Genomic DNA, 17777 nt, shown 5'->3' with positions numbered 1-17777 from the left:
ATGAGCGGATGACGCAGACACTCCTGTCCCGCTTGGAGCAGTACTACGACGCCGTGCCGCGGGCCGGGGGCGCGCGGGCCGAGGACTTCGGCCCGCTGACCCTGTTCGTCCGCGAGGGTGCGGGCTGGCCGTACTACGCGCGGCCCGCACTCGGCAGCACCGGTGCCGGCACCGCCGACGTGGAGCGCGTCCTGGCCCGGCAGCGGCAGTTGGGCGTCCCGGAGTCCTTCGAATGGGTGGCCGAAACCAGCCCCTGGCTGCGGGCCCCCGTCGAAGCGGCCGGCCTGCGGGTGAGCGCGCATCCCCTGATGGTGCTGGAGCCGTCCGCGCAGCCGCTGCCCGCCCATCCGGAGGTGCGGCTCCTCGACGCCGGCGACGAGCTGCTGACGGCGGCCGTGACGGTGCCGCGGCTGGCCTTCGCCGACCCGGGGACCGCGGTCGGCGACACGGGCCCTGCCGAGCTGGCCGTGGCGACGGCCGACCCGTCCGCCCTGGTCCACCGCAACGCCGTGGCCGACCGCCTGGCCTCGGGCCGGACGGCCATGGCCGCGGCGGTGCGCGACGGCGTGGTCCTCGCCGCCGGCCAGTACAACCCGGTCGGCGACGTCGCCGAGGTCGCCGGGGTCGGCACCCTGCCGTCCGCCCGCCGCCAGGGCCTGGCGCTCGCGGTCACCGCGGCGCTGGTCTCGGACGCCGTCGCGCGGGGCGTCCGTACGGTCTTCCTGTCGGCCGGGGACGAGGCGGTGGCCCGGATCTACGCGCGGGCGGGCTTCCGTACGGTGGCCACGGCCCTGATCGCGGAACCCGCGCAGGACGCGGAGCCGGCCGGGGCGTAGCGGGCCGCGGCTCCCGCGGAGGCTTGCCGAAACGGCAAAGGCCTTTGGCCCCGCGGCGGCGGGCGGCGCAGCATCGGGCACGTCCGGAACCCCGGACCAGCAGAGGAAGGGACCCCATGCCCGAGCACGCCCACGAACACCACGACCGGCACGCCCACGACCACTCCCACCACCACGGCGGGTCCCCGTCCGAGCAGCCGGCCGGGGACCAGGAGTTCTGGGACTCCCGCTACGCCGAGAGCGACCGCATCTGGAGCGGCAACCCCAACTCGGCGCTGGTCCGCGAGGTCACCGACCTCGCCCCCGGCAGCGCCCTCGACCTCGGCTGCGGGGAGGGCGCCGACGTCGTGTGGCTGGCCGGCCGGGGCTGGCGGGTCACCGGGACCGACATCTCTCCCGTGGCGCTGGAGCGGGCCGCCGCGCACGCCGCCGATGCGGGCGTCGCCGACCGCGTCGAGCTCCAGCGGCACGACCTGGCCGAGTCCTTCCCCGCCGGGGAGTTCGACCTCGTCTCGGCGTGCTTCCTGCACAACTACGGGGACTTCCCCCGGGCCCGGGTCCTGCGGGCCGCGGCCGCGGCCGTGGCCCCGGGCGGGATCCTGCTGGTCGTCGGCCACGGCGGGTGGGCGACCTGGCAGGAGGACGAGGTCCGCCCGGGGATGCACTTCCCGACCCCCGGCGAGGTGCTCGACCAGCTGGAGCTGCCCGAGGGCGCCTGGGAGGTCCTGCGCGTGGAGGAGTACGTACGGGAGCAGTGCAGCCCGGACGGCCGGACCGGGACCCGCGCGGACAACACGGTGAAGGTGCGCCGGCTGCCGTAGGCGCGGGCCCGGTGGACCGGTCGCACCCGTCGCACCGGTCGCACCCGTCGCACCGGACGCACCCGTCGGACCCGTCCGCACCCGTCGGACCCGTCGGACCCGTCCGCGCGGTGGGGCTAGAAGCCCAGCTTGCGGAGCTGCTTGGGGTCGCGTTGCCAGTCCTTGGCGACCTTCACGTGCAGGTCGAGGAAGACCGGGGTGCCGAGCAGCGCCTCGATGTGCTTGCGCGACTTCATCCCGACCTCCTTCAGGCGGGAGCCCTTGGGGCCGATGATGATGCCCTTCTGGCTGGGCCGCTCGATGTAGACGTTGGCGTGGATGTCGAGCAGCGGCCGGTCCGCCGGGCGGTTCTCCCGGGGGATCATCTCCTCGACCACGACGGCGATGGAGTGCGGGAGCTCGTCGCGGACGCCCTCCAGGGCGGCCTCGCGGATCAGCTCCGCGACCATCACCATCTCGGGCTCGTCGGTGAGGTCGCCCTCCGGGTAGAGCGGGGGGCTCTCCGGCAGCATCGGCGCGATCAGGTCGGCCAGCAGCTGCACCTGGTTGTCGCCGACCGCGGAGACGGGGACGATCTCGGCCCACTCGATGCCCAGCTCGGCTCCGAGCTGCTGGATCGCGATGAGTTGCTCGGCCAGCTGCTTGGACTCGACCAGGTCGGTCTTGGTCACGATGGCGATCTTGGGGGTCTTCTTGATCCCCGCGAGCTCCTTGGCGATGAACTTGTCGCCGGGGCCGAGCTTCTGGTCGGCGGGCAGGCAGAAGCCGATGACGTCGACCTCGGCCCAGGTGGTCCGCACGACGTCGTTCAGCCGCTCGCCGAGCAGGGTGCGCGGCTTGTGCAGGCCGGGGGTGTCGACCAGGACCAGCTGGGCGTCGGGGCGGTGCACGATGCCGCGGACGGTGTGGCGGGTGGTCTGCGGCCGGTTGGAGGTGATCGCGACCTTGGTGCCCACGAGTGCGTTGGTCAGGGTCGACTTCCCCGCGTTGGGGCGGCCGACGAAGCAGGCGAAGCCCGCACGGTGCGGGCGGTGGGACTCGGGGGAACGATCGCTCATACGGGCCATTCTCCCCGATGCCGCCCGGGGCGCCGACCAGACCGCCGCCGCACCGCCGCCGGGCCCGGCCCGGATCACGAGAGGGTGAGCGTCAGGACCGCCCGGTAGGCGCCAGGCGGGGTGTACGGCGGCAGGCGCAGGGAGAGCGCGGCGTCGACCGTGAAACGGGCCGCACCCCCGGCCGGTGGCGACCCGGCCCCGGTGGCCAGGACCGCTCCCTGCGGGCCGACCGGGCCCGGGCTGCCGGACGTACAGCGGCCGGCGGGACCGCCGCCCGGAGCGGACGGGGCTGCGGGAGCGGCCTCGGCGGACGTGCAGGACGGGGTCCAGCTCAGGGCGGCGCCGGGGACGGGCATCCCGTCCGGGCCGGTGAGCTCCGTGATCCTGCCGGTCAGGGTCCAGCCCGCCGGGCCCCCGCGGGTGTCGGTGACCGTGACCGTGCCGATCCGGCCGGGGGCCGCGCCGCCCGCCCCGTACCCGACCGCGCCCAGGGTGATCGCCGCGCCCGCCTGGGCCAGGGACAGCCCGCCGGGTGGCGCGGGCGTGGGCGCCGAGGCGGGCGCCGGGGCGGGCGCCGGGGCGGGAGCGGGGTCGAGCACCGTGTAGGACGCCGGGCGGGAGCCCTCCTGCGGGGTCCACACCGGGCCCTCGTACGCCACGACCGCCGTCGTCGCCGGGTCCCCTACCGGCAGTTCGGCGGCCAGCCGGCCCCACGCGTCCGCCGCGGTCGGCGCCCGGTCCGCGGTCTCGGCGCCGCCCGCCCGGCCGGCCACGGTCACGGGAGCGCCCGGGGTGAAGCCGACTCCGGTGACCCTGACCCGGGCGCCGGGGGCGCCGTGCGCCGCGGCGAGCGAGACCGACCGCAGGTTGGGGCGGGGCAGCGCAGGCGCGGCGAGGCGCGCGGCGACCGGCGCCGACGGCCCGGTGGGGGTGCAGGCGGTGCCGGTGGGGAGGGTGTAGCCGCCCGGGGTGAGGGTGATCTCGCCGGGCGCGGTGACGGTGAACGTGCCCGTCAGGACGAGCTCGGCCGCCTCCGCGGTCGCGTCCGGGCCCACCTCCGCAGGCTCCGGGTCCGGGCCCGTGTCCGAAGGCTCCGCTCCGGCGGTGGGTCGTACGGCCGTGACGACGACCTCCCCCTGCTGGGCGCCGCCCAGCAGGACGTGCCCGGCCGCGACGGGGACTCCGGCCGGCGCCGTCGCGCCGGCCGCGTCTGCGGCGGGGGTCCTGGCCACCCGGTAGGTCACGGTGACCGTGTCGCCGAGGCGCGGCGGCGCGGGGTGGTCGACGGTGATCCGGGCCCCGGTGGTGCCTTCGGCGGGCGGCAGCCCCGTCTCCGGCGACGGCAGGCACTGCGTCGGGAACTCCACCCGCCCCGGGGGAGTCTCCTCCTCGGCGGCAGCGGGCGGGCCCAGCGCGCCTCCGGTGGCGGCCGCGAGCACGGCCAGGCCGACCGCCGCCGACCACCTCCTGCTGCCCGCCGCTGCTCGCACTGGCCGCTCCCCGGTTCCCTCGGCGCCGACAGGGCGCCATTGACGGGCGGGCGGCGGAAGAAGTCAATGCACGCGCCGACCGCTATCTGATGGCCCATCAGGAGACGGCGGGATGCCGCTGCGGCCCGGGCCGCCGTTCCCGCCCGCCGCCCGGAACGTCCGCCGGTACGCCGTCGGACTCACCCCGAGCGCGGCCTGCACGTGCTTGCGCAGCGACTGCGCCGTCCCGAAGCCGGTCTCCCGTGCGACCTGCTCCATCGCCAGGTCCGTCTCCTCCAGCAGCTGCCGGGCCCGCTCCACCCGCTGCGCGGTGATCCACTCGCCCGGGCTGGTGCCGGCCTCCTCCCGGAACCGGCGCGTGAAGGTACGGACCGACATGGACTCCTGCCGGGCCAGGTCGGCCAGCCGCACCGGCTCGTGCAGCCGCCCCAGCACCCAGGCCCGGGCCGTCGCGGTGCTGGCCACCTGCGGCTGCGGCACCGGGCGTTCGACGAACTGGGCCTGCCCGCCGTCCCGGTGCGGCGGTACGACGGTCCGCCGGGCCACGTCGTTGGCGACGGCCGCGCCGTGGTCGCTGCGCACGATGTGGAGGCACAGGTCGATGCCGGCGGCGACCCCGGCGGAGGTCAGCACGTTCCCGTCGTCCGTGTAGAGCACGTCCGGGTCGACCCGGACGGCCGGGAAGAGCCGCTGGAAGTGCTCGGCGTGGAACCAGTGCGTGGTGGCCCGGCGGCCGTCGAGGTATCCCGCGGCGGCCAGGACGTAGCCGCCCGTGCAGATCGAGACGAGCCGGGTGCCGGGCCGGACGCGGGCCAGTGCCGCGGCGAGCTCCTCGGTCAGCCGGCCCTCCTCGTACACGGGCCCGAGCTCGTACGACGCCGGCACCACGACGGTGTCGGCGGTGGCGAGCAGCTCGGGGCCGTGCTCCACCTGGACCGCGAAGTCCGCGTCCGTCCGAACCGGGCCGGGGGCCAGGCCGCAGGTCAGGATCTCGTACAGGGGCGCCCCGGCGGCGTCCCTGGCGCGGCCGAAGATCCGGTGCGGGATGCCGAGTTCGAAGGGCAGCAGCCCGGCGAGCGCGAGGACGGCGACACGGTGGAGGGCCATGGCCCAATCGTATCGAAGGGTGTCAGTCAGGCCACTGTCGCGGGAGGGCGTCCTGGCCGGATGCTGTCGGCGTGAATCAGTCAGCCCCCACCCCGGCGCCCAGTTCCCCGCCGCCGTCGCCCTTGTCCTCGCCCCCGCCTTCGCCCTCGCCGCAGCCGTCGGCCGCAGTCTCGTCCGCCTCCTCCCCGGCCGCGCCCGGACGCTTCCACCGCGCCTGGTTCGTCGCGGCCGTCACCTTCGTGACGATCGTCGGCGCGGCCGCCTTCGCCTCGCTGCCCGGTCTGCTCATCGAGCCGCTGCACCAGGAGTTCGACTGGTCGCGGGGCACGATCGGCTTCGCCGTCTCGGTCAACCTCGCCCTCTACGGGCTCACCGCGCCGTTCGCCGCCGCCCTGATGGACCGCTTCGGCATCCGCCGGGTGGTGGCGCTGGCCCTGCTGGTCATATCCGCCGGGTCGGTCGCCACGGTGTGGATGACCGCCGCCTGGCAGCTGGTGCTGTTCTGGGGCGTGCTGGTGGGCCTGGGCAGCGGCTCGATGGCGCTGGCGTTCGCGGCCACCGTGACCAACCGCTGGTTCACCGCCCGGCGCGGCCTCGTCACCGGCGTCCTGACGGCGGCCGGGGCCTCCGGCCAGCTGGTCTTCCTGCCGCTGCTGTCCTGGCTGGTGGAGCACCACGGCTGGCGGCCCGCGGCCGTGACGGTCTCGCTGGCGGCGCTGGCCGTCGTGCCGTTCGTCTGGCTGCTGCTGCGCGACCATCCGGCGGACGTGGGCCTCGCCCCGTACGGGGGCGCTTACACGGCCAAGCCCGCACCGGTGCCGGGCGCGGCCCGGCGGGCGGTGACGGTCCTGGTCCGGGCCGCCGGGACCGGCCCGTTCTGGCTGCTGGCGGGCACCTTCGCGATCTGCGGCGCCTCGACGAACGGCCTGGTCAAGACGCACTTCGTGCCGGCCGCCCATGATCACGGGATGCCGGTGACGGCGGCCGCCGGGCTGCTGGCGGTCATCGGGGTCTTCGACGTCGTCGGCACCGTGGCCTCGGGCTGGTTCACCGACCGCTTCGAGGCGCGGCGCCTGCTGGCGGTCTACTACGCCCTGCGCGGGGTGTCGCTGCTGTTCCTGCCGATGCTGTTGGCCCCGTCGGTGCACCCGCCGATGGTGTTCTTCATCGTCTTCTACGGGCTGGACTGGGTCGCGACCGTCCCGCCGACGATCGCCCTGTGCCGCGAGCACTACGGGGACGACAGTGCGATCGTCTTCGGCTGGGTGCTCGCCTCGCACCAGGTGGGCGCCGGGCTGGTGGCGTTCCTGGGCGGTGTGGCCCGGGACGTGTTCGGCTCGTACGACGTCGTCTGGTACGCGTCGGGGGCGCTGTGCGCGGCAGCCGCCATGATGGCGATGGTCATCCGCCGCCGGCCGGCCGCACCGGCCGTCGCCGCCGCCGTCTGACGTTCCGGCCGGACGCGCGCCGCCCCGAGGGCCGGCCGGTGCCGTCCGTACGGGGCCGCGGTCGGGCTGCGGTACCCGTACGGCGCCGGCAGGGGCTCACGGCGAGGGCGACGGCGCAGACGGCGTCCGGCGCGGGGCCGGCGGCCCGGTTCCGCGGGCGGGTCAGGCCCCGGCCGGGGCGGTCGAGCGGAGCGTGCCGTCCGGGGCGGCCAGCAGCACCGGGGTGTCCGGGCCGCCGAGGTCGCGGACCGCGGCCCGGTCGGCGTCGGCCACCGCGTCGGCCGTGCCGACCACGGCCGCGGCCTCCAGGGACTCGGCGCCGCTCGCCACGGCCATGGCGACCGCGGTCTGGAGCGCGCTCAGCTTGAGGGAGGGGAGCTCCACCGTCCCGGCGACGTACGTGCGGCCCGTCTCGTCCCGGACCGCCGCGCCCTCGGGCACGCCGTTGCGGGCCCGGGCGCTGCGCGCCAGCGTGATGATCTTGCTGTCCTCGGGGCTGATCCCGGTGCTGTCGGTCATGGCGAAAGCATATGGAGCGCCTCGGCGGGGCCGTACGACGGCCCCGCCGAGGCGCTCTCCCCTCCGTCCCCCGTCCGTCCCCCGCGTCACACCGGTCTCAGGGATTGGCCTGGACCAACATAAGGGCATGCCAAGCAATTTGCCCCCGGCCGGGGACCACGGAAAACAGTGACGTTCGTCCCACCCCGCGACGGCACCGGGCAGCCGGACCGCCGGTCAGCCGGTCCGCTCAGGGCCGGTCCAGGCGCAGCCGCTCCGCCTTCGGCAGGCCCGCGACCACCAGGTCGTAGCTGTCCTCGACGAGCTCCCGCACCATCGCGTCGGGCAGGGCGTCGGACCCGCCCACGGTCACGGTGTTCCAGTGCCGCTTGTTCATGTGCCAGCCCGGCACGATCGCCGCGTGCTCGGCGCGCAGCCGCACCGCCAGCTCGGGCTCGCACTTGAGGTTCACCTTCAGCGGCTCCGCGTCGAGCGCCGACAGGGCGAACACCTTCCCGAGCACCTTGAACACCGAGGTCTCGGGGTTGAAGGGGAACTCCTCCACCGCGGCGTTGAAGCCGAGGCACAGCTCCCGCAGCTCGGCCGGAGTCATTCGCGCTCCTCCCCGTCGCCCTCGGTCTCCGCCGGGGACACGGGCTCCACGAGCACCGTCACGATCTTGTTCCGGCGGCCGGCCGGAGCCTCGGCCGTCAGCCGCAGCGGCCTGCCGTCGGGCAGCTCGACCAGCACCGAGGCGCCCGCGATGGGTACCCGGCCGAGGGCCTTGGCCAGCAGTCCGCCGACCGTCTCGACGTCCTCGTCGTCGAAGGCCTCGACCTTGAACAGCTCGCCGAGGTCGGTGATGTCGAGGCGGGCCGTGACCCGGTAGCGGTCCTCGCCCAGGTCCTCGACGGGCGGCAGCTCCCGGTCGTACTCGTCGGTGATCTCGCCGACGATCTCCTCCAGGATGTCCTCGATGGTGACGATGCCGGCCGTGCCGCCGTACTCGTCGACCACGACGGCGACGTGGTTGCGCACCTGCTGCATCTCCCGCAGCAGGTCGCCCGCGTTCTTGGTGTCCGGCACGAAGGCCGCGGGCCGCATGGCCGTCGAGACCAGGTCGGACTCCGCGTCCCGGCTGATGTGGGTCTTGCGGACCAGGTCCTTCAGGTACACGATCCCGACGATGTCGTCCTCGTTCTCCCCGGTCACCGGGATGCGCGAGAAGCCCGAGCGCAGGGCGAGCGTGGTCGCCTGGCGGATCGTCTTGTACCGCTCGATGCAGACCAGGTCGGTGCGCGGCACCATCACCTCGCGCACCAGCGTGTCGCCCAGTTCGAAGACCTGGTGCACCATCCGGCGCTCCTCGTCCTCGATCAGCGACTCCTTCTCCGCCAGGTCGACCATCGCGCGCAGCTCGGCCTCCGAGGCGAACGGCCCCTTGCGGAAGCCCTTGCCGGGGGTCAGGGCGTTGCCGATGAGGATCAGCAGCTGCGGGATGGGCCCCATGACGCGGGCGAGCGGCACCAGGACGTACGCGGCGGCCGTCGCCGTGCCGAGCGGGTGCTGGCGGCCGATGGTGCGCGGCGAGACGCCGACGGCCACGAAGGAGACCAGGACCATCACGGCGATGGCGGTGAGCAGCGCCTTCCAGTTCTCGCCGAGCGCGTCGAGGCACACGTACGTGACGAGCACCCCCGCCGCCATCTCGCAGGTCACCCGGACCAGCAGGGCGACGTTGAGGTAGCGGGTGGTGTCCTGGGCGACCTGGAGCAGCTTCTCGCTGCCGCGCCGGCCCTCCCGTACGGCCTGTTCGGCGCGGAAGCTGGACACCCGGGCGAGGCCCGACTCGGCGCAGGCCGCGAACCACGCGACCACCACCAGCAGGACCGCCCCGGTGATGAGTTGCGGGGCGGTCACGAGACGGTCGGGGCCGGGGAGGGGCCCGTCAGGCCGCGCTCGCTGCGCCAGCCGTCCACGATGGCCGCCTGGAGGCCGAACATCTCGGCCTTCTCGTCCGGCTCCTCGTGGTCGTAGCCGAGCAGGTGCAGCACCCCGTGGACGGTCAGGAGCTGGAGCTCCTCGTCCATGGAGTGCCGGGTCGGGGCCTCGTCACCCTGCTTCTTCGCCACCTCGGGGCAGAGCACGATGTCGCCGAGGAGCCCCTGCGGGGGCTCCTCGTCGTCCTTGGCCGGCGGACGGAGCTCGTCCATCGGGAAGGACATGACGTCGGTGGGTCCGGGCAGGTCCATCCACTGGATGTGGAGCTGTTCCATGGCGTCCTCGTCGACGACGATGACGGACAGCTCGGACAGGGGGTGGATCCGCATGCGGGTCAGCGCGTAGCGGGCGATGTCGAGGATCGCCCGCTCGTCGACCTCGGTTCCGGACTCGTTGTTGACGTCGATCGACATGGTGCGCTGGGTTCTACTTCCGCTGGGAGCCGTTCCGGGCCGGCCGGGATTCCCGGTCCGCCTGGCTGTCGTCGTACTTCTCGTACGCATCGACGATACGGCCGACCAGCTTGTGCCGGACGACATCCTCGGACGTGAGCCGCGAGAAGTGGATGTCCCGGATCCCTTCGAGGATCGACTGGACCTGGCGCAGACCGGACGTGGTGCCGCCGGGGAGGTCGACCTGGGTGACGTCACCCGTGATGACGATCTTCGAATCGAAGCCGAGCCGGGTCAGGAACATCTTCATCTGTTCCGGGCTCGTGTTCTGCGCCTCGTCGAGGACCACGAAGGCGTCGTTGAGGGTGCGGCCGCGCATGTACGCGAGCGGGGCCACCTCGATCGTCCCGTTGGCCATGAGCCGCGGGATCGAGTCCGGGTCGAGCATGTCGTGCAGCGCGTCGTACAGCGGCCGCAGGTACGGGTCGATCTTGTCGAAGAGCGTGCCGGGCAGGAAGCCGAGCCGCTCTCCGGCCTCGACGGCCGGGCGGGTCAGGATGATCCGGCTGACCTGCTTGGACTGCAGGGCCTGGACCGCCTTGGCCATGGCGAGGTAGGTCTTGCCGGTACCGGCGGGGCCGATGCCGAAGACGATCGTGTGCTTGTCGATCGCGTCGACGTACCGCTTCTGGTTCAGGGTCTTCGGGCGGATGGTGCGGCCGCGGCTGGAGAGGATGTTCTGCGTGAGCACCTCGGCCGGGGTCTCCTGCGGACCGTTGCCGTCGTCACTGGCCCTGAGCATGGCGATCGAGCGTTCCACTGCGTCCTCCGTCATCGGCTGCCCGGTGCGGAGCACGAGCATCATCTCGTCGAACAGGCGCTGGATCAGGCGGACTTCCGCTGCTTCGCCGATCGCGCTGACCTGGTTGTCCCGAACATGGATGTCGGCCTTCGGGAAGGCCTTCTCGATCACACGAAGCAGGGCGTCACCGGGACCGAGCACCGCCACCATGGGGTGGCTGGCCGGAACGGTGAAATGGGCTCGCGCCTGTCCCTGCGCCGGGGTGTGAGCTGTCGATGTCTGAGTCATGGGCCGGCACTGTGGCCTGCACATACCTCCCGCTGAGGGGCCGCGCCGATCGACGACCTCCGGAGTACCAAGGGTACGTCGCCGCGGCGGCGGTACCGAGGGGTTTTCCAGCGCCCCTCCAGCCGGCCCCGAGCGGGCCGCGCACGGGCGTCCGGCCCCGGTGCGGGGCGCCGGGCCGCTACGCGGAGTGGCGGAAGCCGATCGTCGGGACCGCCCGGCGGCGCGGCCCCCGGGCCGCGTCCCGCGGAAGCAGCTCGTCGAGGAAGCCGTAGCGGCCGCGCAGCCCGTCCGGGGCCGTCTGCCACCAGTGGGCCACCTCGGCCCAGCCCGGGGCCGACAGGGAGCCGCCGAACTCCTGGACCGACAGGGCCGCCGTCAGGCCCGCGAAGGCGAGCCGGTCGACCAGCGGCCACCCGGCCAGCGTCCCGGTGACGAACCCGGCCACGTAGACGTCCCCGGCGCCGGTCGGGTCGAGCGCGTCCACCGCGATCCCCGGCACCTCCGCCGTCTCACCGGACCCCGAATCCACCGCGTACGAGCCCTCCGCGCCCAGCGTGACCACGGCGACCGGGACCCGCTCGGCCAGCGCCCGCGCCGCCGCCCTCGGGCACTCGGTCCGCGTGTACCGCATCGCCTCGCCCGCGTTCGGCAGGAACGCGTCGCAGTGCTCCAGGTCGGCCAGTGCGCCGAGGTCCCAGCGCCCCGTCTCGTCCCATCCCACGTCCGCGAAGATCCGCGAACCGCGGCGGGCCGCCTCCCCGATCCAACCGTCCGCCCGGTCCGGGGCGAGCGAGGCCACGGCCGCCCGGGTGCGCGGCGGGCACTGCAGGAAGGGGGCGGCGTCGGGCGGGGGCGGCGCTTCGTGGCCGTGCGAGATCATCGTCCGCTCGCCCTCGTACGCCATCGAGACGGTGACCGGGCTGTGCCAGCCGGGGATGGTCCGCGACATGGACAGGTCGATGCCCTCGCCCTGTTCCAGCGCGTCCCAGCAGTACTCGCCGTAGTGGTCGTCCCCGAAAGCCGCGGCCAGCGAGGTCCGCAGGCCCAGCCGGGCGAGCGCGGTGGCCATGTTGGCCACGCCGCCGGGGCTGGAGCCCATGCCCCGCGCCCAGGACTCCGTACCGCGCACCGGGGCGGAGTCGAGGCCGGTGAAGATGATGTCGAGGAAGACCGTGCCGGTCAGGAAGACGTCGTACCCCGGGTCCTGGGGGTCGCGCAGCGGACCGAGCGGGTCCACGTCGGCGCTGAGGCTGAGTCTGCTGTCCCGGTTGGTCACGGTGCACTCCCCGATCGGCGCGAAGGGTCGTCTCCGCCGGCGGTCGTTCCCGGCGGAGGGCCGGCAGCCCGCCCGTCCGGGCCGGACTCACAGCCAAGTGTGGCGTACGTCACCGCCGGGACGCTGCCCCACCGGCCGGGACGCGGGCGCCCGCCCGCGCCCGGTCAGTCCTGGCGCCGCTTGGGCACCGGCACCCGGGCGAGGTCGGCGGCGACGGTCAGTTCGCCCTCGAAGCCGGCCGCGCGGGCCTGCCGCTCGAACTCGAAGGGGTCGCCGTAGCGCTGCGAGAAGTGCGTCAGCACGAGGTGGCGCACTCCGCCGTCGCGGGCGACGCGGGCCGCCTGGCCGGCGGTCAGGTGCCCGTGGTCGGCGGCCAGCTGGGCGTCCTCGTCGAGGAAGGTGGACTCGATGACCAGCATGTCGCAGCCCTCCGCGAGGGCCTCCACGCCGGGGCAGAGCCTGGTGTCCATGACGAAGGCGAAGCTCTGGCCGGGCCGCAGCTCGCTGACGTCGTCGAGCATGACCCCGTCCAGTCGGCCCTCGCGCTGGATCCGGCCCACGTCGGGGCCCTTGATCCCGTGCCGGGCGAGGAGTTCTGGCAGCATGCGGCGCCCGTCGGGCTCGGTGAGCCGGTAGCCGAAGGACTCCACCGGGTGCGACAGGAGACGGGCTTCGAGGACGTACGAGGGCCCCTCGGCCAGCGTTCCGTCCTGCGCCACGGGCTCCTCGCGCAGCTGGACGGTCTCCCGGTAGGCGGTGGCGTACCGGAGCCGGTCGAAGAACTTCTGCCCGGAGGCCGGGTAGTGCGCGGTGACCGGGTGCGGGACCTGGTCGAGGTTGATGCGCTGGATGACTCCGGCGAGGCCGAGGCTGTGGTCGCCGTGGAAGTGCGTGACGCAGATCCGGTTGATGTCGTGCGCGGCCACCCCCGCGCGGAGCATCTGCCGCTGGGTCCCCTCACCCGGGTCGAAGAGGATCCCCTCGCCGTCCCAGCGCAGGAGGTAGCCGTTGTGGTTGCGGTGGCGGGTGGGCACCTGGCTGGCGGTGCCCAGCACCACGAACTCTCGTACGGACACGGCCTTATCCCGGCGGCCACTGCAGGCCGCGCCCGCCCAGGACGTGCGCGTGCGCGTGGAAGACCGTCTGGCCCGCGCCGGAGCCCGTGTTGAACACGATCCGGTAGCCGTGGTCGTCGACCTTCTCCTGGGCGGCGATGGCCCCGGCCTCGCGCAGCACGTCGGCGGCGAGCTCCGGCGCCCCGGCGGCCAGCGACGCCGCGTCGGGGTAGTGCGCCTTGGGGATGACGAGCACGTGCGTGGGCGCCTGCGGGTTGATGTCCCGGAAGGCGACGACCGTGTCGGTCTCCAGGACCACGGTCGCCGGGACCTGCCCCGCGACGATCTTGCAGAACAGGCAGTCCGCCTGCGGTTCGCCGGCCATCGATGCGCCTTCCGTGAGGTGGGGTGGTGACCCGGGCGGGCGGCCCGGACCGGTGTGGATCATTCTGGAGATCGTATCCGGCGCCGACCCGCCCCCACGGGGGATTTCAGGACCAGCGGCCGGTACGGGCCAGCAGGACCGCCGTCGCCGCGGTGCCCGCCGTGGACGTGCGCAGCACCGAGGGGCCCAGGCGGAAGGGGTGGGCGCCCGCCTCCGCGAAGAGGGCCAGCTCCTCGGGCGAGACGCCGCCCTCGGGGCCGACCACCAGGACGATGGAGCCCGCGGCCGGGAGCTCGGCCGTGGCCAGTGCGCCCGACGGGTGGTCGCGGTCCTCGTGGAGCACCACCGCCAGGTCGGCGTCGGCCAGCAGGGCCGCGACCTGCTTGGTGGTCATGGCCTCGGCCACCTCGGGGAAGCGGACGCGGCGGGACTGCTTGCCCGCCTCTCGGGCGGTGTTGCGCCACTTGGCCAGCGACTTGGCGCCGCGGTCGCCGCGCCACTGGGTGATGCAGCGAGAGGCCTGCCAGGGGACGATCGCGTCCACCCCGGTCTCGGTCATGGTCTCGACGGCCACCTCGCCGCGGTCGCCCTTGGGCAGGGCCTGGACCACGGTGATCCGGACCTCCGGCTCGGGCTCACGGCCCGTGGCGGACACCGCCACGGCCAGCCGGTCCTTGCCCTCCGCCGCCTTGACGACGGCCTCGGCCCAGCCGCCGCGGCCGTCGGTGAGGACCACCTCCTCGCCCGGGTTCAGCCGCTTCACGGACACCGCGTGCCGGCCCTCCGGGCCGTCCAGGACGAACTCCGGCCCCGCGGGGACCTCCTCGACCACGAACACGGGGGCGGTCATGACGTACTCCTCTGCTGCATGTCGTTCAACGCGCTCTGCGCCTCGGCCAGTTCCGCCGCCAGCACCTCCACCAGCTCCCCGGCCGGCATCGCCCGGGCCAGCCGGTGCCCCTGCCCGGCCCACAGGGCCATGCCCTGCGGGTCGCCGGCCGCGGCGGCCGCCTTGCGCAGCCCCGCGGTCATGTGGTGGACCTGCGGGTAGGCGGCGGGGGCGTAGGGGCCGTGCTCCCGCATGAAACGGTTGACCAGGCCGCGGGCCGGGCGCCCGGAGAACGCCCTGGTGAGCTCGGTGTGCGGGAACAGGGGGTCCGTCAGTGCCTTCTTGTGCAGCGGGTGCGCCCCGGACTCCGGGCAGGCGAGGAAGGCCGTGCCGAGCTGGGCCGCCTCCGCGCCGGCCGCCATCAGCGCCGCGATCTGCGAGCCGCGCATCAGTCCGCCCGCCGCGATGATCGGGAGGGCCACCGCCTCGCGGACCTGCGCCACGAGCGCGAGCAGGCCGACCCCGGCCGTGGCGTCGGCCTGCGGGTCGTCGCGGTGGGTGCCCTGGTGGCCGCCCGCCTCCACGCCCTGGACGCAGACGGCGTCGGCGCCCGCCGCCTGGGCGGCGCGGGCCTCGTCGATCGAGGTGACGGTGACGATGCTGTACGTGCCCGCCGTGTGCAGGGAGGCGATGACGGCGGCCGTGGGGCAGCCGAAGGTGAACGACACCACCGGGACCGGGTCCTCCAGGAGGATCGCCAGCTTGGCGTCGTAGCCGTCGTCGCTGGTGCCGAGGGTGTCCTCTTCGGCGATCGAGACGTCGTACCAGGTGGCCTCGCCGGCGAGTTGGCCGCGGTAGGCCTCGACGGCGGCCTGGTCGACGGGGCCGGTCTGCGGCATGAAGAGGTTCACGCCGAACGGGCGCCGGGTGAGCGCGCGCAGCCGTTTGACCTCCTGGTACATGCCGTCGGCGGTCTTGTAGCCGCCGGCGAGGAAGCCCAGGGCGCCCGCCTCGCACACGGCTGCGGCGAGCGGCGGACAGGAGGCCCCGCCCGCCATGGGAGCCTGCACGATCGGGTACCGGTGGAGACCGCTCAGTGCCAAGGACATGTCCAGCATCGTGCCACGTCCCGCCCCCGGCGCCGAATCTCCGTGACCGCCCCGCGACCACCCCGCCCGACCGGTGTCCCGGCAGGAGCGCCGAGCCCGGCCCGGGATGTCCCCGGACCGGGCTCGTACGTCGTGTGGGCGGTCTCCCGCGGGCCGCTCAGCGGCCGTTGAACGCGTCCTTCAGACGGCTGAAGAGGCCCTGCTGGCCCGGCGCGAACTGGCCCATCGGCCGCTCCTCGCCGCGCAGCTTGGCGAGCTGGCGCAGCAGCTCCTCCTGCTGGGCGTCCAGCTTGCCCGGGGTCTGCACCTCGACGTGGACGATCAGGTCGCCGCGGCCGCCGCCGCGCAGGTGCGTCACGCCCCGGCCGTGCAGCGGGATCGACTGGCCGGACTGGGTGCCGGGCCGGATGTCGACCTCCTCCATGCCGTCGAGCGTCTCCAGCGGGCACTTGGTGCCGAGGGCCGCCGCCGTCATGGGGATGGTCACCGTGCAGTGCAGGTCGTCGCCGCGCCGCTGGAACACCGGGTGCGGCAGCTCGTGGATCTCGACGTACAGGTCGCCGGCGGGGCCGCCGCCGGGGCCGACCTCGCCCTCGCCCGCGAGCTGGATCCGGGTGCCGTTCTCGACGCCGGCCGGGATCTTGACCGTGAGGCTGCGGCGGGAGCGGACCCGGCCGTCGCCCGCGCACTCGGGGCACGGGGTCGGGACGACGGTGCCGAAGCCCTGGCACTGGGGGCAGGGGCGCGAGGTCATGACCTGGCCCAGGAAGGACCGGGTGACCTGCGACACCTCACCGCGGCCACGGCACATGTCACACGTCTGCGCCGAGGTGCCGGGCGCCGCGCCCTCACCGGAGCAGGTGGTGCAGACGACGGCGGTGTCGACCTGGATGTCCTTGGTCGTACCGAACGCGGCCTCGTCCAGCTCCAGGTCGAGGCGGATCATGGCGTCCTGGCCGCGACGGGTCCGCGAGCGCGGTCCGCGCTGCGCCGCCTGGCCGAAGAAGGCGTCCATGATGTCGGAGAAGTTGCCGAAGCCGCCCGCGCCGAAGCCGCCCGCGCCACCGGCGCCGCCCGAGGAGGACAGCGGGTCCCCGCCGAGGTCGTAGACCTGCTTCTTCTGCGGGTCCGAGAGGACCTCGTACGCGGCGTTGATCTCCTTGAAGCGCTCCTGCGTCTTCGGGTCCGGATTCACGTCCGGGTGGAGTTCACGCGCCAGGCGGCGGAAGGCCTTCTTGATCTCGTCCTGCGATGCGTCGCGGCGTACGCCGAGTACGGCGTAGTAGTCCGTGGCCACTTACGACTCCGCCAGGATCTGTCCGACGTAACGTGCCACTGCGCGTACCGCTCCCATCGTTCCGGGGTAGTCCATGCGGGTCGGTCCGACCACGCCGAGTTTGGCGACACTCTCGCCGCCCGAACCGTAGCCGACCGACACGACGGACGTGGAGTTCAGTCCCTCGTAAGCGTTCTCATGCCCGATTCGTACAGCCATACCCGATTCACTGGCCTCGCCGAGCAGCTTGAGGAGCACGACCTGCTCCTCCAGCGCCTCCAGCACCGGCCTGATCGTCAGGGGGAAATCGTGTCCGGAGCGCGTCAGATTGGCGGTGCCGCCGATCATCAGCCGCTCCTCCGCCTCCTCCGCCAGCGTCTCCAGCAACGTCTGGAGCACGGTCGCGACCGTGCCCCGGTCGTCCGGCTCGAAGGCCTCCGGGAGGTCCTGCACGAGCCGCGGGACATCGGTGAACCTGCGGCCGACGACCCTGCTGTTGAGCCTCGCCCGCAGATCGGCGAGCGAGGTCTCGGCGAACGGCGCCGGGCAGTCGACCAGCCGCTGTTCGACCCGACCGGTGTCGGTGATCAGCACCAGCATCAGGCGGGCCGGCGCCAGCGCGAGCAGCTCGACGTGCCGGACCGTGGAGCGGGTCAGCGACGGGTACTGCACGATCGCGACCTGCCGGGTCAGCGTCGAGAGCAGCCGCACCGTCCGGCCGATGACGTCGTCGAGGTCGACGGCGCCGTCGAGGAAGTTCTGGATGGCCCGGCGCTCCGGCGTCGACAGCGGCTTGACGTCCGCCAGCTTGTCGACGAAGAGGCGGTAGCCCTTGTCCGTGGGGATCCGGCCGGCACTGGTGTGCGGCTGGGCGATGTAGCCCTCCTCCTCCAGGACGGCCATGTCGTTGCGCACGGTGGCCGGCGACACGCCGAGCTTGTGGCGCTCGGTCAGCGCCTTGGAGCCGACCGGCTCCTCCGTCCCGACGTAGTCCTGGACGATGGCGCGGAGCACCTCGAGTCTGCGTTCGCTGAGCATCGCGCACACCTCCAGCTGTGATGCGGGTCGTCGTGGTCCACTGCTTCTGGCACTCGCCTCGTCGGAGT

18 protein-coding genes are annotated in these 17777 nt (G+C 73.9%); 3 read left to right on the top strand and 15 right to left on the bottom strand.

Features of this window, described 5'->3' with window-relative positions; translation table 11 throughout:
• The first annotated feature begins 8 nt into the window (after positions 1-8).
• Both ACSHWO_RS22810 and ACSHWO_RS22805 read left to right on the top strand, forming a co-directional pair.
• On the top strand, positions 9-836 hold the full coding sequence (locus tag ACSHWO_RS22810; protein ID WP_438314327.1) for a GNAT family N-acetyltransferase: 828 nt from the start codon (positions 9-11) through the stop codon (positions 834-836).
• Between the two features lie 116 nt (positions 837-952).
• Positions 953-1657 carry a class I SAM-dependent methyltransferase gene (locus ACSHWO_RS22805; RefSeq protein WP_385842233.1) on the top strand — a complete coding sequence of 235 codons (705 nt, stop codon included), beginning with the start codon at positions 953-955 and terminating at the stop codon, positions 1655-1657.
• A 116-nt stretch (positions 1658-1773) separates the two neighbouring features.
• Here ACSHWO_RS22805 and era read toward each other — a convergent pair whose 3' ends face one another.
• From era to ACSHWO_RS22790, 3 genes are all read right to left on the bottom strand, one after another.
• The gene (gene era, locus ACSHWO_RS22800; RefSeq protein WP_385423281.1) at positions 1774-2724 is read right to left on the bottom strand and encodes a GTPase Era; all 951 of its coding nucleotides are present in this window, start codon (positions 2722-2724) and stop codon (positions 1774-1776) included.
• A 65-nt stretch (positions 2725-2789) separates the two neighbouring features.
• Complete coding sequence (locus ACSHWO_RS22795; RefSeq protein WP_438314323.1) at positions 2790-4205, bottom strand: beta-xylosidase; 1416 nt, start codon at positions 4203-4205, stop codon at positions 2790-2792.
• A 63-nt stretch (positions 4206-4268) separates the two neighbouring features.
• Positions 4269-5312, bottom strand: a complete 1044-nt coding sequence (locus tag ACSHWO_RS22790; RefSeq protein ID WP_385842245.1) for a GlxA family transcriptional regulator — start codon at positions 5310-5312, stop codon at positions 4269-4271.
• Positions 5313-5434: 122 nt separating this feature from the next.
• Between ACSHWO_RS22790 and ACSHWO_RS22785 the strand changes: the two genes are divergently transcribed.
• On the top strand, positions 5435-6760 hold the full coding sequence (locus ACSHWO_RS22785; RefSeq protein ID WP_438319234.1) for an MFS transporter: 1326 nt from the start codon (positions 5435-5437) through the stop codon (positions 6758-6760).
• A 162-nt stretch (positions 6761-6922) separates the two neighbouring features.
• Here ACSHWO_RS22785 and ACSHWO_RS22780 read toward each other — a convergent pair whose 3' ends face one another.
• The 12 genes from ACSHWO_RS22780 to hrcA all read right to left on the bottom strand — a co-directional run bounded on the left by ACSHWO_RS22780 (position 6923) and on the right by hrcA (position 17709).
• Positions 6923-7279, bottom strand: coding sequence for a cytidine deaminase (locus ACSHWO_RS22780; protein WP_361083902.1), 357 nt, complete (start codon positions 7277-7279; stop codon positions 6923-6925).
• A 229-nt stretch (positions 7280-7508) separates the two neighbouring features.
• On the bottom strand, positions 7509-7871 hold the full coding sequence (locus tag ACSHWO_RS22775) for an MmcQ/YjbR family DNA-binding protein (protein WP_361083905.1): 363 nt from the start codon (positions 7869-7871) through the stop codon (positions 7509-7511).
• Positions 7868-9178: a hemolysin family protein gene (locus ACSHWO_RS22770; RefSeq protein WP_361083908.1), complete on the bottom strand. Its 1311-nt coding sequence runs from the start codon at positions 9176-9178 to the stop codon at positions 7868-7870. The genes ACSHWO_RS22775 and ACSHWO_RS22770 overlap by 4 nt, the downstream gene beginning before the upstream one ends.
• Positions 9175-9672 carry an rRNA maturation RNase YbeY gene (gene ybeY, locus ACSHWO_RS22765; protein ID WP_361083911.1) on the bottom strand — a complete coding sequence of 166 codons (498 nt, stop codon included), beginning with the start codon at positions 9670-9672 and terminating at the stop codon, positions 9175-9177. Before ybeY ends, ACSHWO_RS22770 begins: the two co-directional genes overlap by 4 nt.
• Positions 9673-9685: 13 nt before the next feature.
• A complete protein-coding gene (locus ACSHWO_RS22760; RefSeq protein ID WP_438314317.1) occupies positions 9686-10741 on the bottom strand; it encodes a PhoH family protein in 1056 nt (351 codons plus the stop codon).
• A 178-nt stretch (positions 10742-10919) separates the two neighbouring features.
• On the bottom strand, positions 10920-12017 hold the full coding sequence (locus tag ACSHWO_RS22755) for a carbohydrate kinase family protein (RefSeq protein ID WP_385848765.1): 1098 nt from the start codon (positions 12015-12017) through the stop codon (positions 10920-10922).
• 164 nt (positions 12018-12181) lie between these two features.
• Entirely contained in the window at positions 12182-13093 is a 912-nt protein-coding gene (locus ACSHWO_RS22750; protein ID WP_438314314.1) for a ribonuclease Z, read from the bottom strand.
• A gap of 4 nt (positions 13094-13097) precedes the next feature.
• Complete coding sequence (locus ACSHWO_RS22745; RefSeq protein WP_438319232.1) at positions 13098-13457, bottom strand: histidine triad nucleotide-binding protein; 360 nt, start codon at positions 13455-13457, stop codon at positions 13098-13100.
• A gap of 106 nt (positions 13458-13563) precedes the next feature.
• On the bottom strand, positions 13564-14307 hold the full coding sequence (locus ACSHWO_RS22740) for a 16S rRNA (uracil(1498)-N(3))-methyltransferase (RefSeq protein WP_385848767.1): 744 nt from the start codon (positions 14305-14307) through the stop codon (positions 13564-13566).
• Entirely contained in the window at positions 14304-15395 is a 1092-nt protein-coding gene (locus tag ACSHWO_RS22735; RefSeq protein WP_438314310.1) for a nitronate monooxygenase, read from the bottom strand. Before ACSHWO_RS22735 ends, ACSHWO_RS22740 begins: the two co-directional genes overlap by 4 nt.
• A 157-nt stretch (positions 15396-15552) precedes the next feature.
• Entirely contained in the window at positions 15553-16692 is a 1140-nt protein-coding gene (gene dnaJ / locus ACSHWO_RS22730; RefSeq protein WP_385848769.1) for a molecular chaperone DnaJ, read from the bottom strand.
• Entirely contained in the window at positions 16693-17709 is a 1017-nt protein-coding gene (gene hrcA, locus ACSHWO_RS22725) for a heat-inducible transcriptional repressor HrcA (RefSeq protein ID WP_385848770.1), read from the bottom strand.
• Positions 17710-17777: the final 68 nt, after the last annotated feature.

Source organism: Streptomyces pallidus (ex Mingjun et al. 2026) (assembly GCF_051550185.1).
In the GTDB taxonomy this organism is placed as follows: domain Bacteria; phylum Actinomycetota; class Actinomycetes; order Streptomycetales; family Streptomycetaceae; genus Streptomyces.
The sequence above is the reverse complement of the archived record's forward strand: the minus strand, read 5'-3'. Positions and strand labels throughout refer to the sequence as shown.

Bases quoted from the DNA above. Each gene is read 5' to 3' on its own strand.
- ACSHWO_RS22745 (WP_438319232.1), bottom strand. From the start codon at position 13,457: ATGGCCGGCGAACCGCAGGCGGACTGCCTGTTCTGCAAGATCGTCGCG.
- ACSHWO_RS22760 (WP_438314317.1), bottom strand. From the start codon at position 10,741: ATGACTCAGACATCGACAGCTCACACCCCGGCGCAGGGACAGGCGCGA.
- hrcA (WP_385848770.1), bottom strand. From the start codon at position 17,709: ATGCTCAGCGAACGCAGACTCGAGGTGCTCCGCGCCATCGTCCAGGAC.
- era (WP_385423281.1), bottom strand. From the start codon at position 2,724: ATGGCCCGTATGAGCGATCGTTCCCCCGAGTCCCACCGCCCGCACCGT.
- ACSHWO_RS22780 (WP_361083902.1), bottom strand. From the start codon at position 7,279: ATGACCGACAGCACCGGGATCAGCCCCGAGGACAGCAAGATCATCACG.
- ACSHWO_RS22740 (WP_385848767.1), bottom strand. From the start codon at position 14,307: ATGACCGCCCCCGTGTTCGTGGTCGAGGAGGTCCCCGCGGGGCCGGAG.
- ybeY (WP_361083911.1), bottom strand. From the start codon at position 9,672: ATGTCGATCGACGTCAACAACGAGTCCGGAACCGAGGTCGACGAGCGG.
- ACSHWO_RS22810 (WP_438314327.1), top strand. From the start codon at position 9: ATGACGCAGACACTCCTGTCCCGCTTGGAGCAGTACTACGACGCCGTG.
- ACSHWO_RS22735 (WP_438314310.1), bottom strand. From the start codon at position 15,395: ATGTCCTTGGCACTGAGCGGTCTCCACCGGTACCCGATCGTGCAGGCT.
- ACSHWO_RS22805 (WP_385842233.1), top strand. From the start codon at position 953: ATGCCCGAGCACGCCCACGAACACCACGACCGGCACGCCCACGACCAC.
- ACSHWO_RS22790 (WP_385842245.1), bottom strand. From the start codon at position 5,312: ATGGCCCTCCACCGTGTCGCCGTCCTCGCGCTCGCCGGGCTGCTGCCC.
- ACSHWO_RS22775 (WP_361083905.1), bottom strand. From the start codon at position 7,871: ATGACTCCGGCCGAGCTGCGGGAGCTGTGCCTCGGCTTCAACGCCGCG.